The 18,342-nt window shown below is 44.7% G+C and carries 15 protein-coding genes; 8 read left to right on the forward strand and 7 right to left on the reverse strand.

The features are described 5' to 3' along the window. Window positions 1-25 precede the first annotated feature (25 nt). Entirely contained in the window at window positions 26-400 is a 375-nt protein-coding gene (locus L1271_RS12765; protein ID WP_235367998.1) for a gamma-butyrobetaine hydroxylase-like domain-containing protein, read from the forward strand. On the opposite strand, the gene L1271_RS12770 is transcribed toward L1271_RS12765, so the two are convergent. From L1271_RS12770 to L1271_RS12785, 4 genes are all read right to left on the reverse strand, one after another. Continuing rightward, on the reverse strand, window positions 397-915 hold the full coding sequence (locus tag L1271_RS12770; protein ID WP_235367999.1) for a GrpB family protein: 519 nt from the start codon (window positions 913-915) through the stop codon (window positions 397-399). The two genes, L1271_RS12765 and L1271_RS12770, sit on opposite strands and share 4 nt — an antisense overlap. A gap of 89 nt (window positions 916-1,004) precedes the next feature. Continuing rightward, entirely contained in the window at window positions 1,005-2,885 is a 1,881-nt protein-coding gene (locus L1271_RS12775; RefSeq protein ID WP_235368000.1) for a methyl-accepting chemotaxis protein, read from the reverse strand. A 105-nt stretch (window positions 2,886-2,990) separates the two neighbouring features. Further along, window positions 2,991-4,043, reverse strand: a complete 1,053-nt coding sequence (locus L1271_RS12780) for an MJ1255/VC2487 family glycosyltransferase (RefSeq protein WP_235368001.1) — start codon at window positions 4,041-4,043, stop codon at window positions 2,991-2,993. Beyond that, a complete protein-coding gene (locus tag L1271_RS12785; RefSeq protein WP_010368944.1) occupies window positions 4,040-4,564 on the reverse strand; it encodes a phosphatase PAP2 family protein in 525 nt (174 codons plus the stop codon). The genes L1271_RS12780 and L1271_RS12785 overlap by 4 nt, the downstream gene beginning before the upstream one ends. Before the next feature lie 158 nt (window positions 4,565-4,722). On the opposite strand from L1271_RS12785, the gene rraA reads away from it, so the two are divergent. Next, window positions 4,723-5,226 carry a ribonuclease E activity regulator RraA gene (rraA, locus tag L1271_RS12790; protein WP_010607046.1) on the forward strand — a complete coding sequence of 168 codons (504 nt, stop codon included), beginning with the start codon at window positions 4,723-4,725 and terminating at the stop codon, window positions 5,224-5,226. An 18-nt stretch (window positions 5,227-5,244) separates the two neighbouring features. Further along, window positions 5,245-6,300, forward strand: coding sequence for an arginase family protein (locus tag L1271_RS12795; protein ID WP_235368002.1), 1,056 nt, complete (start codon window positions 5,245-5,247; stop codon window positions 6,298-6,300). Between the two features lie 43 nt (window positions 6,301-6,343). On the opposite strand, the gene L1271_RS12800 is transcribed toward L1271_RS12795, so the two are convergent. Together L1271_RS12800 and hutI are read right to left on the reverse strand one after the other, a co-directional pair. Continuing rightward, entirely contained in the window at window positions 6,344-8,128 is a 1,785-nt protein-coding gene (locus L1271_RS12800; protein WP_010607044.1) for an EAL domain-containing protein, read from the reverse strand. A 24-nt stretch (window positions 8,129-8,152) separates the two neighbouring features. Beyond that, window positions 8,153-9,376, reverse strand: coding sequence for an imidazolonepropionase (gene hutI / locus L1271_RS12805; RefSeq protein WP_235368011.1), 1,224 nt, complete (start codon window positions 9,374-9,376; stop codon window positions 8,153-8,155). A 111-nt stretch (window positions 9,377-9,487) separates the two neighbouring features. Here hutI and hutC point away from each other — a divergent pair, with 111 nt between their 5' ends. The 3 genes from hutC (at window position 9,488) to hutH (ending at window position 13,620) form a co-directional block, all read left to right on the forward strand. After that, entirely contained in the window at window positions 9,488-10,249 is a 762-nt protein-coding gene (gene hutC / locus L1271_RS12810) for a histidine utilization repressor (protein WP_010368955.1), read from the forward strand. Window positions 10,250-10,405: 156 nt separating this feature from the next. Beyond that, window positions 10,406-12,085, forward strand: a complete 1,680-nt coding sequence (hutU, locus tag L1271_RS12815; protein WP_235368003.1) for a urocanate hydratase — start codon at window positions 10,406-10,408, stop codon at window positions 12,083-12,085. A gap of 2 nt (window positions 12,086-12,087) precedes the next feature. Next, window positions 12,088-13,620, forward strand: a complete 1,533-nt coding sequence (gene hutH / locus L1271_RS12820) for a histidine ammonia-lyase (RefSeq protein ID WP_235368004.1) — start codon at window positions 12,088-12,090, stop codon at window positions 13,618-13,620. On the opposite strand, the gene L1271_RS12825 is transcribed toward hutH, so the two are convergent. Continuing rightward, complete coding sequence (locus tag L1271_RS12825) at window positions 13,612-14,409, reverse strand: NADP-binding protein (protein ID WP_235368005.1); 798 nt, start codon at window positions 14,407-14,409, stop codon at window positions 13,612-13,614. The genes hutH and L1271_RS12825 overlap by 9 nt on opposite strands. Before the next feature lie 127 nt (window positions 14,410-14,536). Here L1271_RS12825 and L1271_RS12830 point away from each other — a divergent pair, with 127 nt between their 5' ends. Both L1271_RS12830 and hemN read left to right on the forward strand, forming a co-directional pair. After that, the gene (locus tag L1271_RS12830) at window positions 14,537-16,567 is read left to right on the forward strand and encodes a methyl-accepting chemotaxis protein (RefSeq protein WP_235368006.1); all 2,031 of its coding nucleotides are present in this window, start codon (window positions 14,537-14,539) and stop codon (window positions 16,565-16,567) included. Between the two features lie 109 nt (window positions 16,568-16,676). After that, complete coding sequence (gene hemN, locus L1271_RS12835; protein ID WP_235368007.1) at window positions 16,677-18,047, forward strand: oxygen-independent coproporphyrinogen III oxidase; 1,371 nt, start codon at window positions 16,677-16,679, stop codon at window positions 18,045-18,047. Window positions 18,048-18,342: the final 295 nt, after the last annotated feature.

Genomic DNA, 18,342 nt, shown 5'->3' on the forward strand with positions numbered 1-18,342 from the left:
CTCCGCTTTTTGAGTTATACCAATTATGTATCAAGTCACCAAACTTCATTACCATAAACTCAGTAAAGTACTCGATGTTTATTTTGAGGACGGCCGCTGTTTTACGCTAAGTGCCGAATTCTTACGAACACATTCACCATCCGCCGAAGTGCAAGGGCATAGTCCGGCGCAAAAGCAACTCGTGCTAAACAAACAGAATGTCGCCATAAAGAAAATTGAACCCGTTGGTCACTATGCTGCACGCTTTGTTTTTGATGATGGCCACGACTCAGGGCTCTACAGCTGGCAATACTTATACACTATAGCTACACAACACGATGTGCTATGGCAGGAATATGTAAACGCTGTAGAAGAGTATAAAACCCAAAAGGACAGCGTACCTATCAAGTTTGTGCCTTAACCAAACCGCCATAGCAATGCATGCTGCTCATGGTATTGAATAAAGTCATTCTTAAATGCAATGTACTTCTCCATATCCTGGTTACAGGCGTTTACAGCTTCTTGCTTAACCCTAGCGTATTGTCTCGCTATATCTGGAAAAGTAATTAAATAGTCACGAAAGGCAAGGTGACGTTTAACTCCATCAGAACCGGCTAAAAAAGCATGCAGATGATGAGTTCTAGGCGCTATGCCTTTACGAAAATAACGACGCCCAGCAATACCAAACTCTCCCATTATCTCATAACCTAAATCACGCAGTTTTTCTGACTCTATACCTAATTTATCTAAGTCATTTACTTCCAATAACATATCTATTATTGGTTTAGCACACAGCTGTGGCACCGATGTACTGCCAATATGGTGTAAAGCAGCTACATTTGCCTTGGATAGATGAGCGAGTATCGCCTGTTTCTCTTTATTGAACTGGTGCGGCCAATCCGAATTGTAACTTACCACTGCTACATTGGTATTCATTTAAGCGATACCTATCTTGAGTCTAAATAAAAACCCCACTAAAAATTAAGTGGGGTTTTGACATTAAGAACCTCAGGTTGAATTGGTGTTTATACCTGATACTTAGCCACTGCTTCGTGTAATACGCGCGCTTGCTCTGCGACTTCTTCACTACTTTGCGCATTAGAGTGAGCATGCTCTGAGGCACCTTGCGCAATGTCTCTGATCTTAACCACGTTTTTATTCACTTCTGAAGCAACTTGGTTTTGTTCATCAATTGCCGTCGCGATATGTGTGCTCATTTCCATAATCGTTTGCACATCTTGGGTGATCATGCTGAGCAACTCCCCAGCCTTTTCGGCTTGCGACACACTTTCATTGCCTTGTTCACGACATTGTTCCATGATGTTCACCACTTCTCGTGTACGCTGTTGCAGTGTAGAAATGATACTTTCGATTTCTTGCGTGGAGTCTTGAGTACGCTGCGCAAGTGACCTAACTTCATCCGCTACAACAGCAAAACCTCGACCTTGCTCTCCCGCACGTGCAGCTTCAATAGCAGCGTTTAGCGCAAGTAAGTTTGTTTGCTCTGCAATACCACGGATCACATCCAATACCGAGCCAATAGTTTCACCGTCACGCTCTAACTGAGCAACAACACTTGAAGCACCACCTAACGATTCCGATAACTGCATGATGTGCTCAATTGTTGCAGTAACCTCACGGCGACCTTGTTGCGCATTTTCATTCGTTGTCTCGGCTTTATGCGCCGCTTCACCCGTATTATGAGAAATGTCTTGGATCGTCGCTTGCATCTCGGTCGCAGCGGTTGCAACCATATCCGCTTCGTGCAACTGCTCAGCCATACCAGTACTCGTTTGGGCTGTTGTCTCCGTTAAATGATCCGTGGCTTCATTAATAGTTGCCAACGCTCCATTCACATCAGCAATGAGATCTCTGAAGTCAGAAATTAAGCTATTAAAATCACGGGTCATAATCGTGATTTCGTCATTACCGCTTTGTTCAATTTGTAGACTTAAATTATTTTCACGACGAATGCGCTCAATGGTTTGATAAACGCGCTCTACGGGCTGAATAATTGAGCGACTAGTCGATAACACCAAAGTCATCACGATAATACCAGCCACAACAAATACACCGATGGCAAGCATCTGAGTTTTATCAACGTTTTCTTTGATCTCTGCCTTTGCCTGCTCCACGACTTCAGAGACCACCGCATCACTTTTCTCAACACTCACTTTCATCTTGCCAAGCGCACCGCTCGTTAAATCTAAGCCAAGTGCTTCTTGTGCTCGAACTAAACCCGCAAATTTGGATTGATAGGTGCTCAATAAACTAAGTAGCTTAGATTGATATTGAGCGTTAAACCCAGCACTACGAATTTCCTGAGAAAACTGTGCAACTAGCTCGTCAAAACGCTTAAGATATTTGGTATCAAAACGTAACATAAAGTCTTTTTCGGCTCGACGAAGCTGCAGCATGGTTGAAAGGAGTTGATAATTCTGCTGCTCTTTTAGTAGTGTTTCTACCTCGTGTACCGCACCACGAAGCTCACCGTAAAGAGCATCCTTTGGATGCAAGCCAATTGTTTTTTGTAATTGCACCACTTTTTGAAAGTCATCGTAATAACTTTTTGCTAAGCGTTCAAATTCGTTGATCCGACCTAAATCGATATCAAAATCAGAAAAAGTACCTTGCAACAAAGCGAGCTTAGTTTGCAGCTCATGATACTCGTTTTCAAACTCATCGAGTGAATCTACCTGCTTGTAAAAAAGGAAATTTTTCTCGTGTTTGCGCATTGCTAATTCATGAATGTCGAGCTCTTCTGCATATTGAATGGTTTCATTCAATTTCAGCATAGTACGAGCTTCGTACATGATCATAATTAACATAACAACCAAGGCAATCCCTACCACTAATGCATTCACTTGCAAACGACGTCTGATAGTCAGATTTTCTAATACCGCCATCGGCTTACCTACAATGTTAATAGACTGGCTAAAGTATAGCTGAAGCCTTTCAGCCTTGCCTCATAATAGGTAATTATTCTGGGTTCATATTACAAATTAATATATTTACGCCGCTTTTACATACAAATTATTAACACCACTCCAGAGTTGATTGTGCAATAAATCAATATTGTGCCATTGACCTCCTATCAACCACTCCACTAGCAAGCTAGGATCGGATGGAAAATAAAACGATGCCTTCGCGTCTGTTCGCAGCCATTCTTCCAGCGCCCCAGCATTGAGATAATTCATCACTTGGGCATGACCGAGCTCGGCTAGCGTCTGCGCATTATTCTGCTGTTCAAATTGACCATCTAATGGTTTAAGTAGCAGTTTTTTACCGAGTTTTAATGCTTCACTAGACAGCTCAAACCCGGCATTTGCAATCACACCACTGGTATTTCTTAAGTCCTGAATAAACCCAGAACGACTCGGTTTTCTCAGGTGAATATGTTGCAAAGAAGCATTGTCAGCATCCGGGTGATAGCAGTAAAACTCCTTATCAGGGAAATCTTTTAACAACTCAATAATGCTATCCAAAGCTTCAAACGGCAGATAAACCAAAACTTTGTTAATTATCGATGCACATTGCTCCTGCTCAGCCTCGTAAGGAATAAAAGGCGGAATAATATGCTTATCAAACGGTTGCCAGTGCACCCCAAGATGAATATCAGCTGGTGCAAAATACCGGATCAGGGCTTTGTGCCAAGGCTGTACGGCAAATTGTGGAACAGCATCATATAAATATGACGCTTGATGACTCATTGCTATCACCGGAACCTTTGCCAGCTTTCCTGCCCACGCACTGACAGGCTCAAAGTCGTTAAAGATCAAATCATAACCTGATACATCTAATTTTCTAACGTCGCGAATAAACTCACCAAACTTGAGCGACTGAAAAGTTTTTAAACGATTTAACTGGCCACGCTCGGTAACGAATGACAACCCTCGGCAACTGCGATAATCACCAAAATCATGCATATCGAAATAGTTTTCCGAAGGACGTCCAGAAAAAAAGTAGTCAACAGAAATTCCCATGTTGCGAAAGCAATTTGCCATTACCCGAGCTCGAGTCGTATGGCCATTTCCCGTTCCTTGAACACCATATAGTATTTTCATACGCTTCCTAATATCACTATCGCTAAACTTGCACAGGCAACACCCATTGCCGCACCAAGCACCACATCAAGTGGATAATGTACCCCTACAATTACGCGTGACAATGACACTCCTGAAGCCCAAATCATCAACGGAAACGCAGCTAGTGGAATTTGCTCCATCAAGCAAGTCGCATATAGCCAAGCGCCAGCACTATGCCCCGAGGGCAGACTAAACTTATCACTCGGCGTCAACAAGGCTTTCACTGCGTAGCAGTCACATGGTCGTAATCGTGCAAAACGATTTTTTAGATAGAAGTAAAGCGGCCTTTCAATTGCAAAGGCCAAAATCACGGTGAGTGCAAATTGCTGACCTAGCTGCTCCAAAAACAGAGCGCACGCAATTGCGACCAACACATAGAGTCCACCGTTGCCACTTTTGGATAGACCTAATGCTATCAATCTAAACCAGTTTCTTGGTTTAGGGCAAAACACCACAAAGTATAATGCAGCGTCCAGCTCGGCTAGTTTTGCTTTCATCATTCGAGTCACGCCTAATTGCTCACAATATCAGCATAGAAGAGCAAAATAACAAATAGGTGACACTTTTAAGACACAAATATGTAAGTTGAATCAAAGCATTGCTAAGCACAAGTATGAGAGTATACTGGTTATCGACAATCAATATTCGAGGATTCAATATGGAATACAGCACTTCTGATCTTTGCGACCACTTTGCTGATGTGGTTGATGTGCTAGAGCCTATGTTCATCAATTTTGGCGGCCAGACGTCATTTAGTGGTCGTATCACTACCGTCAAATGTTTTGAAAACAATGAGCAAATCCAAGATGTACTACAACAAGACGGTACTGGTCGTGTGCTGCTCGTTGATGGTGGTGGTTCAACTCGTCGTGCACTGGTTGATATTGATTTAGCTGAGCTAGCGGTCGAGAACAACTGGCAAGGCATCATCGTTTACGGCGCGGTGCGCCATGTTGATGAATTAGAAGAAAGCGATATTGGCATTCAAGCAATCGCTTCTATCCCAGTAGCAGCAGATAGCAGTGGCAGCGGCGAAGTCGGCATTCCCGTTAATTTCGCAGGTGTCTCTTTTTACGAAGATGATTTTGTTTACGCCGACTCCACCGGCATTATCATCTCTGCGGAAGAGTTAATTTTAGAAGATGATAACGAAGACAATTAAGCGCTAGAAGTAACAGTCATGAGTACAGCAGTCCGTATATATGATGAAAGTAATATTGCCACTTTTGTCAGTGCAAGAGCCGGTGAAACCAGAATTTGGCAAAGCATAAGCTTTTTACAATGTGATCATGACTACGCGGCTTCGCTTAGAGACGCGGCCCAATTTGGGATCCGTTACGTGTTGTTGGGGATCCCCGAGGATATAGGTCCGCGCGCCAATTGCGGGCAAGGCGGCGCCGAGCTCGGTTGGCAAGCCTTCTTAAAACGCTTTTTGAATCAGCCCGATAACCAGTTTTTGTCAGGCGATAAGGTTTTGTTGCTAGGCGAGGTGGATACCCTCGCTATTCAAACGCGTGCACTATCGCTCGATAACGCTAATAGCGAACAGCTAGCGCAGCTGCGCACTCTCTGTGCTGACCTCGACAACCAAGTTATTGCAACCCTAGCACCTATCTTTGCTGCAGGCTTGGAGCCAATTATCATTGGTGGTGGTCACAATAATGCTTTTGGTATTTTGCAGGCACATTTTGAGGCCAGCAAGCATGCCGCTGGTGCCATCAACTTTGACCCTCATGCTGACTTTCGAGCTTGTGAAGGGCGACATAGCGGTAATGGCTTCAGTTACGCGCATCAAGCTGGTAGTTTGTCGCATTATCATGTCATCGGCTTGCACGAGCACAAAAACAACCAAACAATCCTTACTCAATTGCAAAACGCTGGATTCGGATTTTCAAGTTATCAAGCGATAAAAACCAGGCAAACTCAGAGTTTATCCGCATCACTCGACAAAGCGTTGGCAACGATGCCAAGCGACATTCCATTAGGCGTAGAGTTAGACGTTGATGCCATCGTCGGTATGCCTGCAAGTGCCCTGACCTATCAAGGCTTCACAAGTAGCGATGCCGAATATTTTGTGTACCGTATGGCTCAGGCTCGAAATGCTAAATATTTGCACTTATGTGAAGCAGCCCCGGCTAGACACCCACTTGGTGAGCAGGCGGGTATCGAACATTGTGGCCAAATACTAACGAACCTTGCGAACGCTTATTTAAGTACCCGTCAACAGAGGCGCTAAACACTGTCACAGCCAAACCAATGTAAAGGTAAGGCGCTCCTAGTTATTGAGGTAGCCTTTGTTTCAGCCAACTGATCAAAATATTGCTGTTCTGTGGTCGAGAAAAGTAAAACCCTTGCGCTGCCACCGTGCCAATGCTTTTTACAAACTCGAGTTGCCCGAGAGATTCAATACCCTCGCCAATCACGCGACAGTGCTTTTCTTGATGCATCTCTACAATGCCTTTTACCAAGGATTTGGTATGCCCCATATGCTCTGGTTCTTGCGTCATATTGCGCGACAGTTTCACGTACTCAAAACGCAGTGCGGGTAATTTAGCAAGTACCAGCGGCGCATCACCAAAGCTATCGACACACATTTTTACACCCAAGTTCTTCAAACGACTGATCATCGCAATTTCTTGCTCATCTAGTTCGGCAAGCATACTAGCTGGACACTCGATAATGATAGCGCCAGGGCTTAACTGATGGTTGAGCATAGTGTAGTCAATAAATTCGATAAAGCTTTCGCTCAAGAGCTCAGCACCAAAGACATTAATACTGATGGGAACGCTGATCCCTTCCATTTTCAGTGCCAATGCAATTTCGCATGCACGCTCTAATACATATTCAGCAACGGGAATGGCAAGTCCAACTAAACGAATATCATCAATAAACTCATTGGCACTTAAAATCCCTTGCTTTGGATGCTGCCAACGCAACAATAATTCCACAAACTCAATGCTGTTATCTTCATGACGAACGACTGGATGAAAATAGAGCTCAAATTCAGATCTAAAGTTGATTTTAGCTAACTCCGACAACCTAACCTGTTGCTCCAGCCGATGAATTTGCATACGTTGTTGATACGGCACGACCTGTTGATGGCTATGCTGATGCGCTTCTGATTGTGTATCTAGCGCTAAAAACACGCAAGAAATCAGGTTCTCAAGCTGCCCCATTTCTTCATCGCAATTCACATAACTCGCACGCATCATGATCTCTAACGTACAGCTACCAACATTGAATGGCTTTAAAGTGCTGTTTGATATTTCCTCTATCAGCTGCTCATGAAAGTGCTTACCATGCTTTAACGAACATACAAACGCAAAGTTAAGACCACCTAGATGCGCCATTTTCGCAGTTTCATTGCCATGAGTGATGGCCATAACATCGCCTGATTGCAAACATTGTGCAATACGATTAGCCGACTGAGCTAGCAGCAAGTCACCAAACTCACGCCCTAAATGAAAATTTACCTGCTCGAAACCCATGAGACGGACTAGCACGAGCATACAAGGGCTCCCTTCCGTTTGGCGATATTCATTAAAAGCACGTTTAAAACTTTGCCGACCAGGTAACCCCAAACTTTCATGCTCGGTGTGGTCATCATTGTGTTCTTTCAATTCAAATTCATTTGCGCTGCTATACGCTTGATAGGCAAGGAAAAGAATATACATAAACACAATGACAATTGCGCCATGCTGGGCAGGAAATGTCCATAGATATTCAGACACAGTCCACATTACCAAAGTGATTATCGCAGCAGCACTTATCAACAATAAGCCACTTTTGTGCTCCTGTAAGCCATGGAATAGATACAGGAGTATCGTCAGAGTAAGTAAATGTAATGTAGTGATATTGCCCGTAAAGGCGAGCAGTATTGCAAGTGTCGCACTGCTAAGGTGAGCCAGCTTGAGCATACCAGAGGGGCGCTGCAACATTAATGCTAACGCCCCCATTACAATGGCTCCGGCCATGCCAGCCATCATTGGCGTAATTAGTATCGCTATTCCTTCAGACAGCAATAATTCCGTGGCTCCGCCACTAGCTGTTGAAATTGAAAGCATAATTTGTTGCTTATAAAAGGATCATTACTGATTAAGTTTACCTAAGATCCACAAATTTGACAGGTCCGCTACACCAAATTGATAACTTAACTGTGCAGGATGGGTAATGTCCCATAACGCTAAGTCCGCGCGCGTTCCAACTTTCAATACTCCACGGTCGCTCAACCCCAAGGCTTTCGCAGCATTAACCGTAACACCGCTAAGCGCTTCTTCCGGTGTCATTCTAAATAATGTGCATGCCATATTTAGCATTAATCGCAGTGAGCACAAAGGCGCAGTACCTGGATTGAAGTCGCTCGCGAGTGCCATTGCTACTTTGTGCTTTCTAAGCAAGTCAATTGGTGGTAATTGCGTTTCTCGTAAGAAATAAAAAGCACCAGGTAAAAGTACCGCAGTAACATCCCCGTTCGCCATTGCTTCCACACCTGCTTCATCAAGATATTCAATATGATCCGCTGAAAGCCCTTTAAACTTTGCCACCAGCTCACTGCCATGCTGATTAGATAGCTGCTCAGCATGACATTTAACCTGTAATCCCAACTGTTGTGCTCGAGTAAATACTTGCTCAGTTTGCTGATAGGTAAATCCGACGTTCTCACAAAATACATCAACAGCCGTTGCTAATTGGCGCGAAGCAACTTGTGGCAGCATCTCATCACAGACTAAATCAATGTAGGCTTGGCTATTATCTTTGTATTCTGGGGGTAATGCATGTGCGCCCAAGAACGTGCTATGCACATCAACCGGGTGATGCTCATTAAGTAGTTGATTAATTTCTAGCAGTTTTAGCTCATTTTCAACGTCGAGGCCGTAACCCGATTTACTTTCAACCGTGGTAACCCCTTCTTTGAGTAAACTATTCAAGCGGTTCTTACCGTTAACATACAGCGTTTCTCTGTCTGCCAATCGTGTCGCCTTAACGGTACTTGCGATACCACCACCTTGCGCGGCAATCTGTTGATATGACGCCCCCAGTAATCGTTGCTCAAATTCGTTGGCCCGAGAGCCTGCAAATAAAATATGCGTGTGGCAGTCGATTAACCCTGGGGTCAACCATTGGCCATTGGCTTTATGAATAGGTGTTGCAATGGCGTCAACCTCAGGTAATTCACTACGAGGGCCTAACCAATTAATTTTGCCATCTTTAATGGCGATCGCTGCGTTTTCTATCGCACCATAAGGGGTATCCAAATTGGGATCCATAGTTGCAATATTGACATCGATAATAAGCAAATCGGCTTCTAACATCATACTTGTCCTAATCTAAATCAAATCCATATGCCAACACATTGAAAGAAACTCGCTCACTGCGAGATTTATTCATTGAGTCTATCAGGGATACTTGTATATACAAGAGAAGTGTGCCATCTTTATTTACATAAATATGAACTCGAGACAACAATTGTGCCTGAGCTTCCTAAATTTGCGCTGATAAAACAATATATTATCGATAATATTCGCGCCGCGCGCTGGCTCGAGAACGAGCGCGTGCCGTCGGAAAATGAGTTAGCTGACCAATTTAATGTTAGCCGAATGACCGCAAGACGAGCATTAAGCGAGCTAACTGAAGCCGGAATTTTAACTCGTAGCCAAGGTCTAGGTACTTTTGTTGCCAGTTTTAAATCTCAGTCTTCGTTACTTGAGATCCGCAATATTGCCGACGAGGTCAACGCACGCAATGGCAAATACTCATGTACCGTACTAACGCTTGAACTTATTGCTGCAGTAGCGCCTATCGCCATTGCACTAGGTGTAGAAGCGGACGCGCCAGTCTACAGAAGCGTAATTGTACATAATGAAAATGAACAACCACTGCAAGTCGAAGAGCGCTTTGTCAATCCACAGTTGGCACCGGAGTATTTAGACCAAAACTTTGAACTGACCACCCCTCATGAATATTTATCTCAAGTCGCGCCGCTCACAGAGGCTAGACACACCGTTGAAGCAGTTATGCCATCACGAGAGGTTTGCCAATGGCTCGGACTTTATAATGAAGAACCATGCTTACAAATGATCCGCCGAACTTGGTCTGCGAAAGGCATTGTTAGCTTCGCAAGATTAATTTCGCCAGGCAGTAAATATCGCTTAGGTGGTCATCTCACCTTTAAGCAAAGGTCGTAACACATAAAGTGTCGCCAAACATCGCGACAGATAATCAAAACGACATGGCGGCCTAGATTGCCATGCAATACAAATAGACTAATAACCTAGCGAAACTAAGCAATCGCAGCAACTAGACGTTTCACTTAGGTTGTATATACAACAGGAGAGAGCAGAATGAGTGATAACCCAAGATTAGACCCTAGCCGCGAGATCCGCGCGCCACGAGGTGCAGACATTACCGCAAAGAACTGGCTTACTGAAGCCGCAAAGCGAATGTTGATGAATAACCTTGACCCTGAAGTTGCGGAGCACCCAAATGCACTAGTAGTTTATGGCGGTATTGGCCGCGCCGCTCGCGACTGGGCATGCTTCGATAAAATCGTTGAAACGTTAGACCGCTTAGAAGAAGACGAAACCTTACTGGTGCAATCAGGTAAACCTGTTGGCGTATTCAAAACTCATAGCAACGCTCCTCGCGTATTAATTGCTAACTCAAATTTAGTACCACATTGGGCTAACTGGGATCACTTCAACGAACTCGATAAAAAAGGCCTGATGATGTACGGCCAGATGACCGCTGGTTCTTGGATCTATATTGGCTCACAAGGCATAGTACAAGGCACATACGAGACCTTTGTAGCAATGGCAAAGCAACACTTTAATGGTGAGGCAAAAGGCAAGTGGATATTAACGGGTGGCCTTGGCGGGATGGGCGGCGCACAACCACTCGCAGCAACTATGGCAGGCTTTAGCGCCCTCGTTGTTGAGTGTGATGAGTCACGAATCGATTTTCGTCTTAACACACGTTATGTTGACCGAAAGGCAACCACACTTGATGATGCATTAGCTATTATTGATGAAGCTAAGGCTGCTGGACAACCAGTATCGGTTGGCCTGCTGGGCAATGCAGCGGATGTGTATGCTGAATTGGTTGAGCGCAATATCACGCCTGACGTAGTGACCGATCAAACTTCTGCGCACGACCCACTAAACGGCTACTTACCGCAAACATGGACTATGGCTCAGGCAGCCGCGCTTCGCGAAAGCGCTCCAAAAGCAGTTGTAAAAGCCGCAAAACAATCTATGGCGGTGCAAGTACAAGCCATGCTAACGCTGCAATCGCGCGGAGCCGCAACAACTGACTACGGGAATAACATTCGCCAAATGGCCTTAGAAGAAGGGGTTGATAACGCCTTTGATTTCCCGGGCTTTGTTCCAGCCTATATTCGTCCACTGTTTTGCCAAGGCATAGGTCCATTCCGTTGGGTTGCGCTGTCTGGCGATCCTGAAGATATTTATAAAACAGATGCGAAAGTTAAAGAGCTTATCCCAGATGACCCACACCTTCACAATTGGTTAGATATGGCGCGCGAGCGCATTCAATTCCAAGGCCTGCCAGCTCGTATTTGCTGGGTTGGACTGAAGGACAGAGCGCGTTTAGCACGAGCATTCAACGAAATGGTCAAAAATGGTGAACTCAAAGCACCGATTGTGATTGGTCGTGATCACTTAGATTCTGGCTCTGTAGCCAGTCCAAACCGTGAAACGGAATCGATGATGGATGGTTCAGATGCAGTATCGGACTGGCCGTTACTCAATGCCTTGTTAAACACGGCTGGCGGTGCAACTTGGGTCTCACTGCATCACGGCGGTGGCGTTGGTATGGGCTTCAGTCAACATTCGGGAGTCGTTATTGTGGCAGATGGCACAGACGAAGCAGACGCCCGTTTATCTCGCGTACTATGGAATGACCCAGGTACCGGTGTAATGCGTCATGCCGATGCCGGCTATGACATAGCCAAAGACTGTGCAAAAGAACAAAAACTAGATTTACCTATGCTGGAAGGAAAGTAAGTATGTACTCACTAAATTTAATCCCAGGCCAACTGACTTTAAACACGTTACGACAAATCAATCAACAGCCTGTTCATCTCAGCTTAGACGAATCAGCGAAAGCCGCTATTGCTAACAGTGCAGATACAGTTCAGCAAGTGATCAAAGAAGGGCGCACCGTTTACGGTATTAATACTGGTTTTGGCTTGCTGGCCAACACCAAAATTGCAAAAGACGAATTAGAGTTGCTACAACGCTCTATTGTACTGTCGCACGCAGCCGGTATTGGCGAGTTAATGGACGATAGCACCGTTCGACTCATGATGGTGCTAAAAATCAATTCACTCTCTCGTGGTTTCTCTGGGATCCGCTTGGATGTAATTGAATTCTTAGCGGCCTTGGTTAATGCCGAGGTCTATCCTTGTGTGCCCAAGAAGGGCTCGGTCGGGGCATCAGGCGATCTCGCACCACTATCGCATATGTGTTTACCGATCCTTGGCGAAGGCCAGGTCCGCTATCGTGGTGAGCTTATCGATGCCCTCGATGGGTTAAAAATAGCAGGACTTGAACCACTTACTTTAGCTGCAAAAGAAGGTCTCGCACTACTTAACGGAACACAAGCATCTACAGCCTTTGCACTGCAAGGCCTATTCAGAGCAGAAGATCTTTATGCGCAAAGCTGTGTCGTTGGTTCAATGAGCATTGAAGCAGCTATGGGCAGCCGCTCGCCGTTTGATGCGCGTATTCACGAAGTCCGTGGCCAGCAAGGCCAAATCGACACCGCACTGGCGTTTAGAGATATCTTACAAACTCGCTCAGAAATAAGTGATGCTCATGTTGATTGTGAAAAAGTACAAGATCCTTATTGCTTACGTTGTCAACCACAGGTGCTTGGTGCCTGTTTAACTCAGATCCGCCAGGCCGCTGAGGTGATCCTTGTAGAATCCAATGGGGTAACAGATAACCCGCTGGTATTTGCTGATGCTGGAGATATTATTTCTGGCGGCAACTTCCATGCTGAGCCTATCGCGATGGCGGCTGATAACCTAGCGCTAGCCATTGCTGAAATTGGTGCATTGGCTGAGCGTCGTATCGCGCTGCTTATTGATTCGAGCTTATCAAAACTGCCTCCTTTCTTAGTTAACAATGGCGGTGTAAACTCGGGCTTTATGATTGCGCAAGTCACCGCTGCAGCACTGGCCTCTGAAAACAAAACACTCGCACATCCTGGCAGTGTTGACAGCCTCCCAACCTCGGCAAACCAAGAAGACCATGTTTCCATGGCAACCTTTGCGGCAAGACGCTTACAGGAAATGGCTGACAACACCCAAGGTGTACTCGCAGTTGAATATCTTGCTGCAGCGCAGGGGTTAGATTTTAGAGCGCCACTTAAGCCATCTGACAAAGTGGCTACAGCTCAGCAAATATTACGAGCAGTCGTGAGCTTTTATGACAAAGATAGGTATTTTGCACCTGATATTGAAAGTGCTAATGCGTTATTGGGTCAAGCTGCACTGGCGCACTTGCTACCAGCACAACTCTTACCTTCAGCCTAACTTAGATTCATTAACAATCGGATGATGGTAGGCAAAGCCGAGTTTGGTAATACGCTCGGCTTTGATAATGCGCGCTTCTTCTTTTGACGAAGCGAAACTTGGCATCTCAGTCCCTAACTTTTCACAGTGATATTGATAAAACGCCTGTCTCGTGGGGTGCGCTGGATAGCAAACATTATAAATGTCTGCAGCATCCTGCCATTGCGCGATCACGGTATTGATTGCGGTAACAACATCACCGCGATGAACCATATTCACTCTACCATTCGCTGAGCTAGATAAAGCTTTTCCTGCTACAAATCGCCCAGGCTCCCTACCGGGACCTTGAAGACCTGCTAAGCGTACAACCTTGCCGCCTGTGTTAAGCACCATCTCTTCAGCAGTTCTTAGTATATCAACACGCCGGTTGGCTTTATCTGCTAACTTACCTTGTTCATCATATTCACCATTTTCGGTGCTATAAACGCCAGTGGTCGAACACAATAAGAAACCTGCTGCTGACATCTTCTTTGCAAGTAACAATGCCTGTTCTAGCGTTTCTAAATAGTTACTATCGACATACCTAGCTCTTGGTGGGATCGCACACACCCAATACGCGCTGTGTAAAGAAATTGAGTGCGCTAAGGTGCCATTTTCAGTCAAGACCAGCTGCCTTGACCAGCTATGCATCTCGCTAGCTTGGGTTCTGGTGCCTTCTATTTGCCACCCTTGCAACTCAGCTTCGCGACACAACGCTTCACCGAGCCAACCCGCGCCCAGTACCACCAGACTGCGATTTAATACTTTCATATGAATATTACCTTAACCAAGAAGTTACCTTGTATTATCTATGTAAAAGAAGTTAACGCAAACGGTGGCGTTCTCCTGTTATCTATGGTTTGATTACCGTTTGCATAAGCTAAAAATAAGAAGTGTCATGCTTGAGAATTTATCCCTTAGAAAGAAAATATTGCTGCTAATTGGCGGCACCATTTCCGTATTATTAATTATTGCATCAAGCTTTTTCGTCAGCCATATTGCAACGCTCTCTCGAGATGGAATTGAACGAGAAACGCAAAGCTATATTCAAGCTGAAAAATTGGCGATGGAAGCATTCTTTGGCCAATACGGCAAAGTAGTTGAAACCTTTGTTTCTACGCCTCACAACATTCATTGGTTTGAAAATTATAATACCCGTGGCGCCGATCTGACTAAAGATAAAGACTATCAAGAGGTCAATGAAGACTTGGTTAGAATCGCCAAAGGTGATGAAAATATTCTCTCAGCATTTATTGCCTCAGCAAACACCGGTGAATATTTTAAAGAAAATGATCGTACATCAGCATATTCAGATGGTCGACCTTACTACGCCTATCAGCGCCCATGGTGGCAGGATACGCTTGATGTAGGTAAATTGTATGTTGGTCCAATTGCCACCGATATCAATACCGGTGCAGTGTCTGCTGTGATCCGTCAACCTATCTACAATAACGGCGGCAAACTCGTCGCCATGGGTGGCGTCGACTTACAGATCAATAAATTGAACGATATGGTTGAACGTATCAAGTTTCAAGATAAAGGTTTTGGCTTTTTGCTCGATGGTGATTTAAATGTTGTGCATTTATCCAAGCGTACTGGTCATTCACTCTCTACCACAGATGAAGGCGAGAAAGGCAAAGAAGGTTTAGATGGCCTTGAATCCCAGTTTGCCAATACATCAGGCTTTGACGCTCTAAATGCCGCTATCAAGCGTAACCCCGTTGGCAATAGTACAGTCACGTTCAAAGGGGAAGCGTATTATGTTGTTTATGACAATGTGAAATTAGACAACCCCCTATTGGATTGGCACGTTGGCCTACTTATTCCGGTGTCGCTGATCGAAGCGCCTGTAAATGACGCCGTAATGAGCACAATCACAGCCTTGATTATTATCTTAGCCATTATCGTGGCAATGATCTTGCTCGCCACGCAAATGATCACCAAACCGATTGTAGCGCTTACCGAAACCATGCGAGACATCGCATCAGGTGAAGGCGACCTAACTAGACGTATCGATATCACCAGTAAAGATGAAGTTGGTCAACTCGCGCTGCATATGAATACCTTCATCGATAAACTTAGAGCAATGATGCTCGATACCGCAGCACAAGCTGAACAATTAAGTAATGCTTCCGCCCAATTGCGTGAAGTATCAAACAATACTAACAGCGAAATTCAGCGCGAAAAAGAACAGGTCGATAGCGTAAGCGCGGCAGTGACCGAGATGGCAGCTACGGTGACTGAAATCTCACGTAATGCACAAGAGACCAACCAAGCCGCTGATGTCGTACAACGTATTACCAATGAAGGTGCAGGACGTTCATCACAAGCCCAAGAAGTCATGACTGAACTAGCACTCCATATTGGTGAGGCCGCAAAAGTGGTTGCCGGACTTGAACAAGAAACCAGTAACATAGGTGCTGTTATCGATGTGATTAACGGTATTGCTGAACAAACGAACTTACTGGCACTCAATGCCGCCATAGAAGCCGCCAGAGCGGGCGAGCAAGGTCGAGGCTTTGCGGTGGTTGCTGATGAAGTCAGATCGCTTGCAAGCCGCACGCAAGAGTCTACCGATGACATTCGTAATATGATCTCTCGTTTACAGCAAATTGCACAACAAGCTTCAGTGATGATGCAGCAAGGTCAAGACCGCGCAGAGGGGACCGTAGAGGAAACGCAAGCCGTGCTTGATGCCTTAAAAGAAATCACAGAGTCGGTCACGACAGTACAAGACCAGAGCCATCAAATTGCGACATCAACAGAGCAGCAAACCGTTGTTGCAGAAGATATTAACAATAGTCTTAACCAAATTAATGAGCTCGTTAATAGCACGGCCAACCACGCCAATGTACTGGCAGATGAAGCCCGTGACTTGAACGACTTAGCCAAGGCGCTGAACTCAACAGTCAACCAATTTAAGCTTTAATCAAACACCAAAACACGTCGCAATCGCGGCGTGTTTTGATCTGAGGCAAATCTAACCTAGACGGTAAAAAGTACACTGACACTCTTAATAAAACTCGAGAGTGCGTATCGTGATTAATTTACCTATTTGGAATGATTCCCTTATCAACAAGTACAATATATCTGGTCCTAGATATACCTCATATCCAACGGCCTTATCGCTTGAGTCTGGTTATAGCCAAAAAGAGTTACAAGCGGCTATTACGGGCTCTAAATCTCGTTCACTCTCGCTGTATATTCATATCCCTTTTTGTCATCAACTATGTTACTACTGTGGCTGTAATAAAATCATTACTCGTCATCAATCCAAAGCTGACGTTTACCTAGATTACTTAGCACAAGAAATCGCAGCAAAAGCGCTGCTATTTTCTGAGTATCGTGTAGAACAACTTCATTTAGGCGGTGGTACACCAACTTTCTTAACTACAGAGCAAATGACACGTCTAATCGAAATGCTCAATAGTGCATTTAACTTCTCTCAAAGTGCACAGCGTGGTATTGAAATAGACCCAAGATCACTTGCACCAAATATGATGCGTCACCTACACGAGCTCGGATTTAATCGTGTGTCTTTTGGCGTACAAGATTTTAATGATGAAGTACAAGCTGCGGTAAACCGCCCACAGCATCTAGATGAAGTGCTGGCTATCTTAACTGAAGCGAGAACGCTCGGTTTTAAATCTATTAATATGGATATGATCTATGGGTTACCATTTCAAACAGTAGAGAGCTACAAGCAAACGATTGAGCAACTTATTGCGCTTTCTCCCGATAGAGTCTCTGTATTTAACTATGCCCATCTTCCGGATAGATTTGCAGCACAGCGAAAGCTAAAAGAGGCCGACATGCCAAGTGCGGGAGAAAAACTTGAGATCTTTAAGCAAACACTGGAACAGATGACCACTGCTGGATATCAATTCATCGGTATGGATCACTTCGCCAAAAAAGACGATGAGCTAGCTGTGGCGCAAAATGAAGGGCATCTACACCGTAATTTTCAAGGCTATACCACTCATGGCGAGTGCGACCTGTTAGGTCTTGGTGTGTCATCCATTTCTCAAATTGGTCATATGATCTTGCAAAATGAGAAAGAGTTAAAACCTTATTATCATGCTTTAAGTGATAAAAGATGTGCGATCACTAAAGGGATAACCTTAAGTGGTGATGATGAAATACGCGCGGCTGTGATCAAACAGCTTATTTGTCATTTTGAGTTAGATAAAAAGGTGTTCGAGCAACGTTATGATATAAATTTTGACGAATATTTCGATCAAGCACTTAACGCTCTAGAGCCGCTAGCAGCAGATGGACTGGTAGAGCTGAATGAACACACCATAAAAGTCACAAGTAACGGCAATTTGTTTATTCGCATCATCTGCATGTGCTTTGATGCTTACTTACAAAACCAAGTCAAAAACACCCGCTTCTCTCGCGTTATTTAACCACCTAACCCTCTCAAACCTCCCACAATACTGTGTTTATGGTGGGAGTGAGTGCACCTCGCGAGCCTTTCTATGCCCCAAAGCTATACCCAAACAGAAAAAACCGTCGTATTGTTGAAACGGGTTTTGATGTACATGGGTGTTCCACATTATCTTTGAGCCGAAACTTGATCCAATGTACAAAAACTCTATAGCTAATTGTGCGAAAACTACGGGAATATGTGGGAGAGTTCGGGATTGAGTGAGAGCCTATTTTAAAATGAGTTTGATATTGTGAAAATCAGCGGCGCTCAAA

The sequence above is a fragment of the Pseudoalteromonas sp. OF5H-5 genome (genome assembly GCF_021530695.1).
In the GTDB taxonomy this organism is placed as follows: Bacteria; Pseudomonadota; Gammaproteobacteria; order Enterobacterales; family Alteromonadaceae; genus Pseudoalteromonas.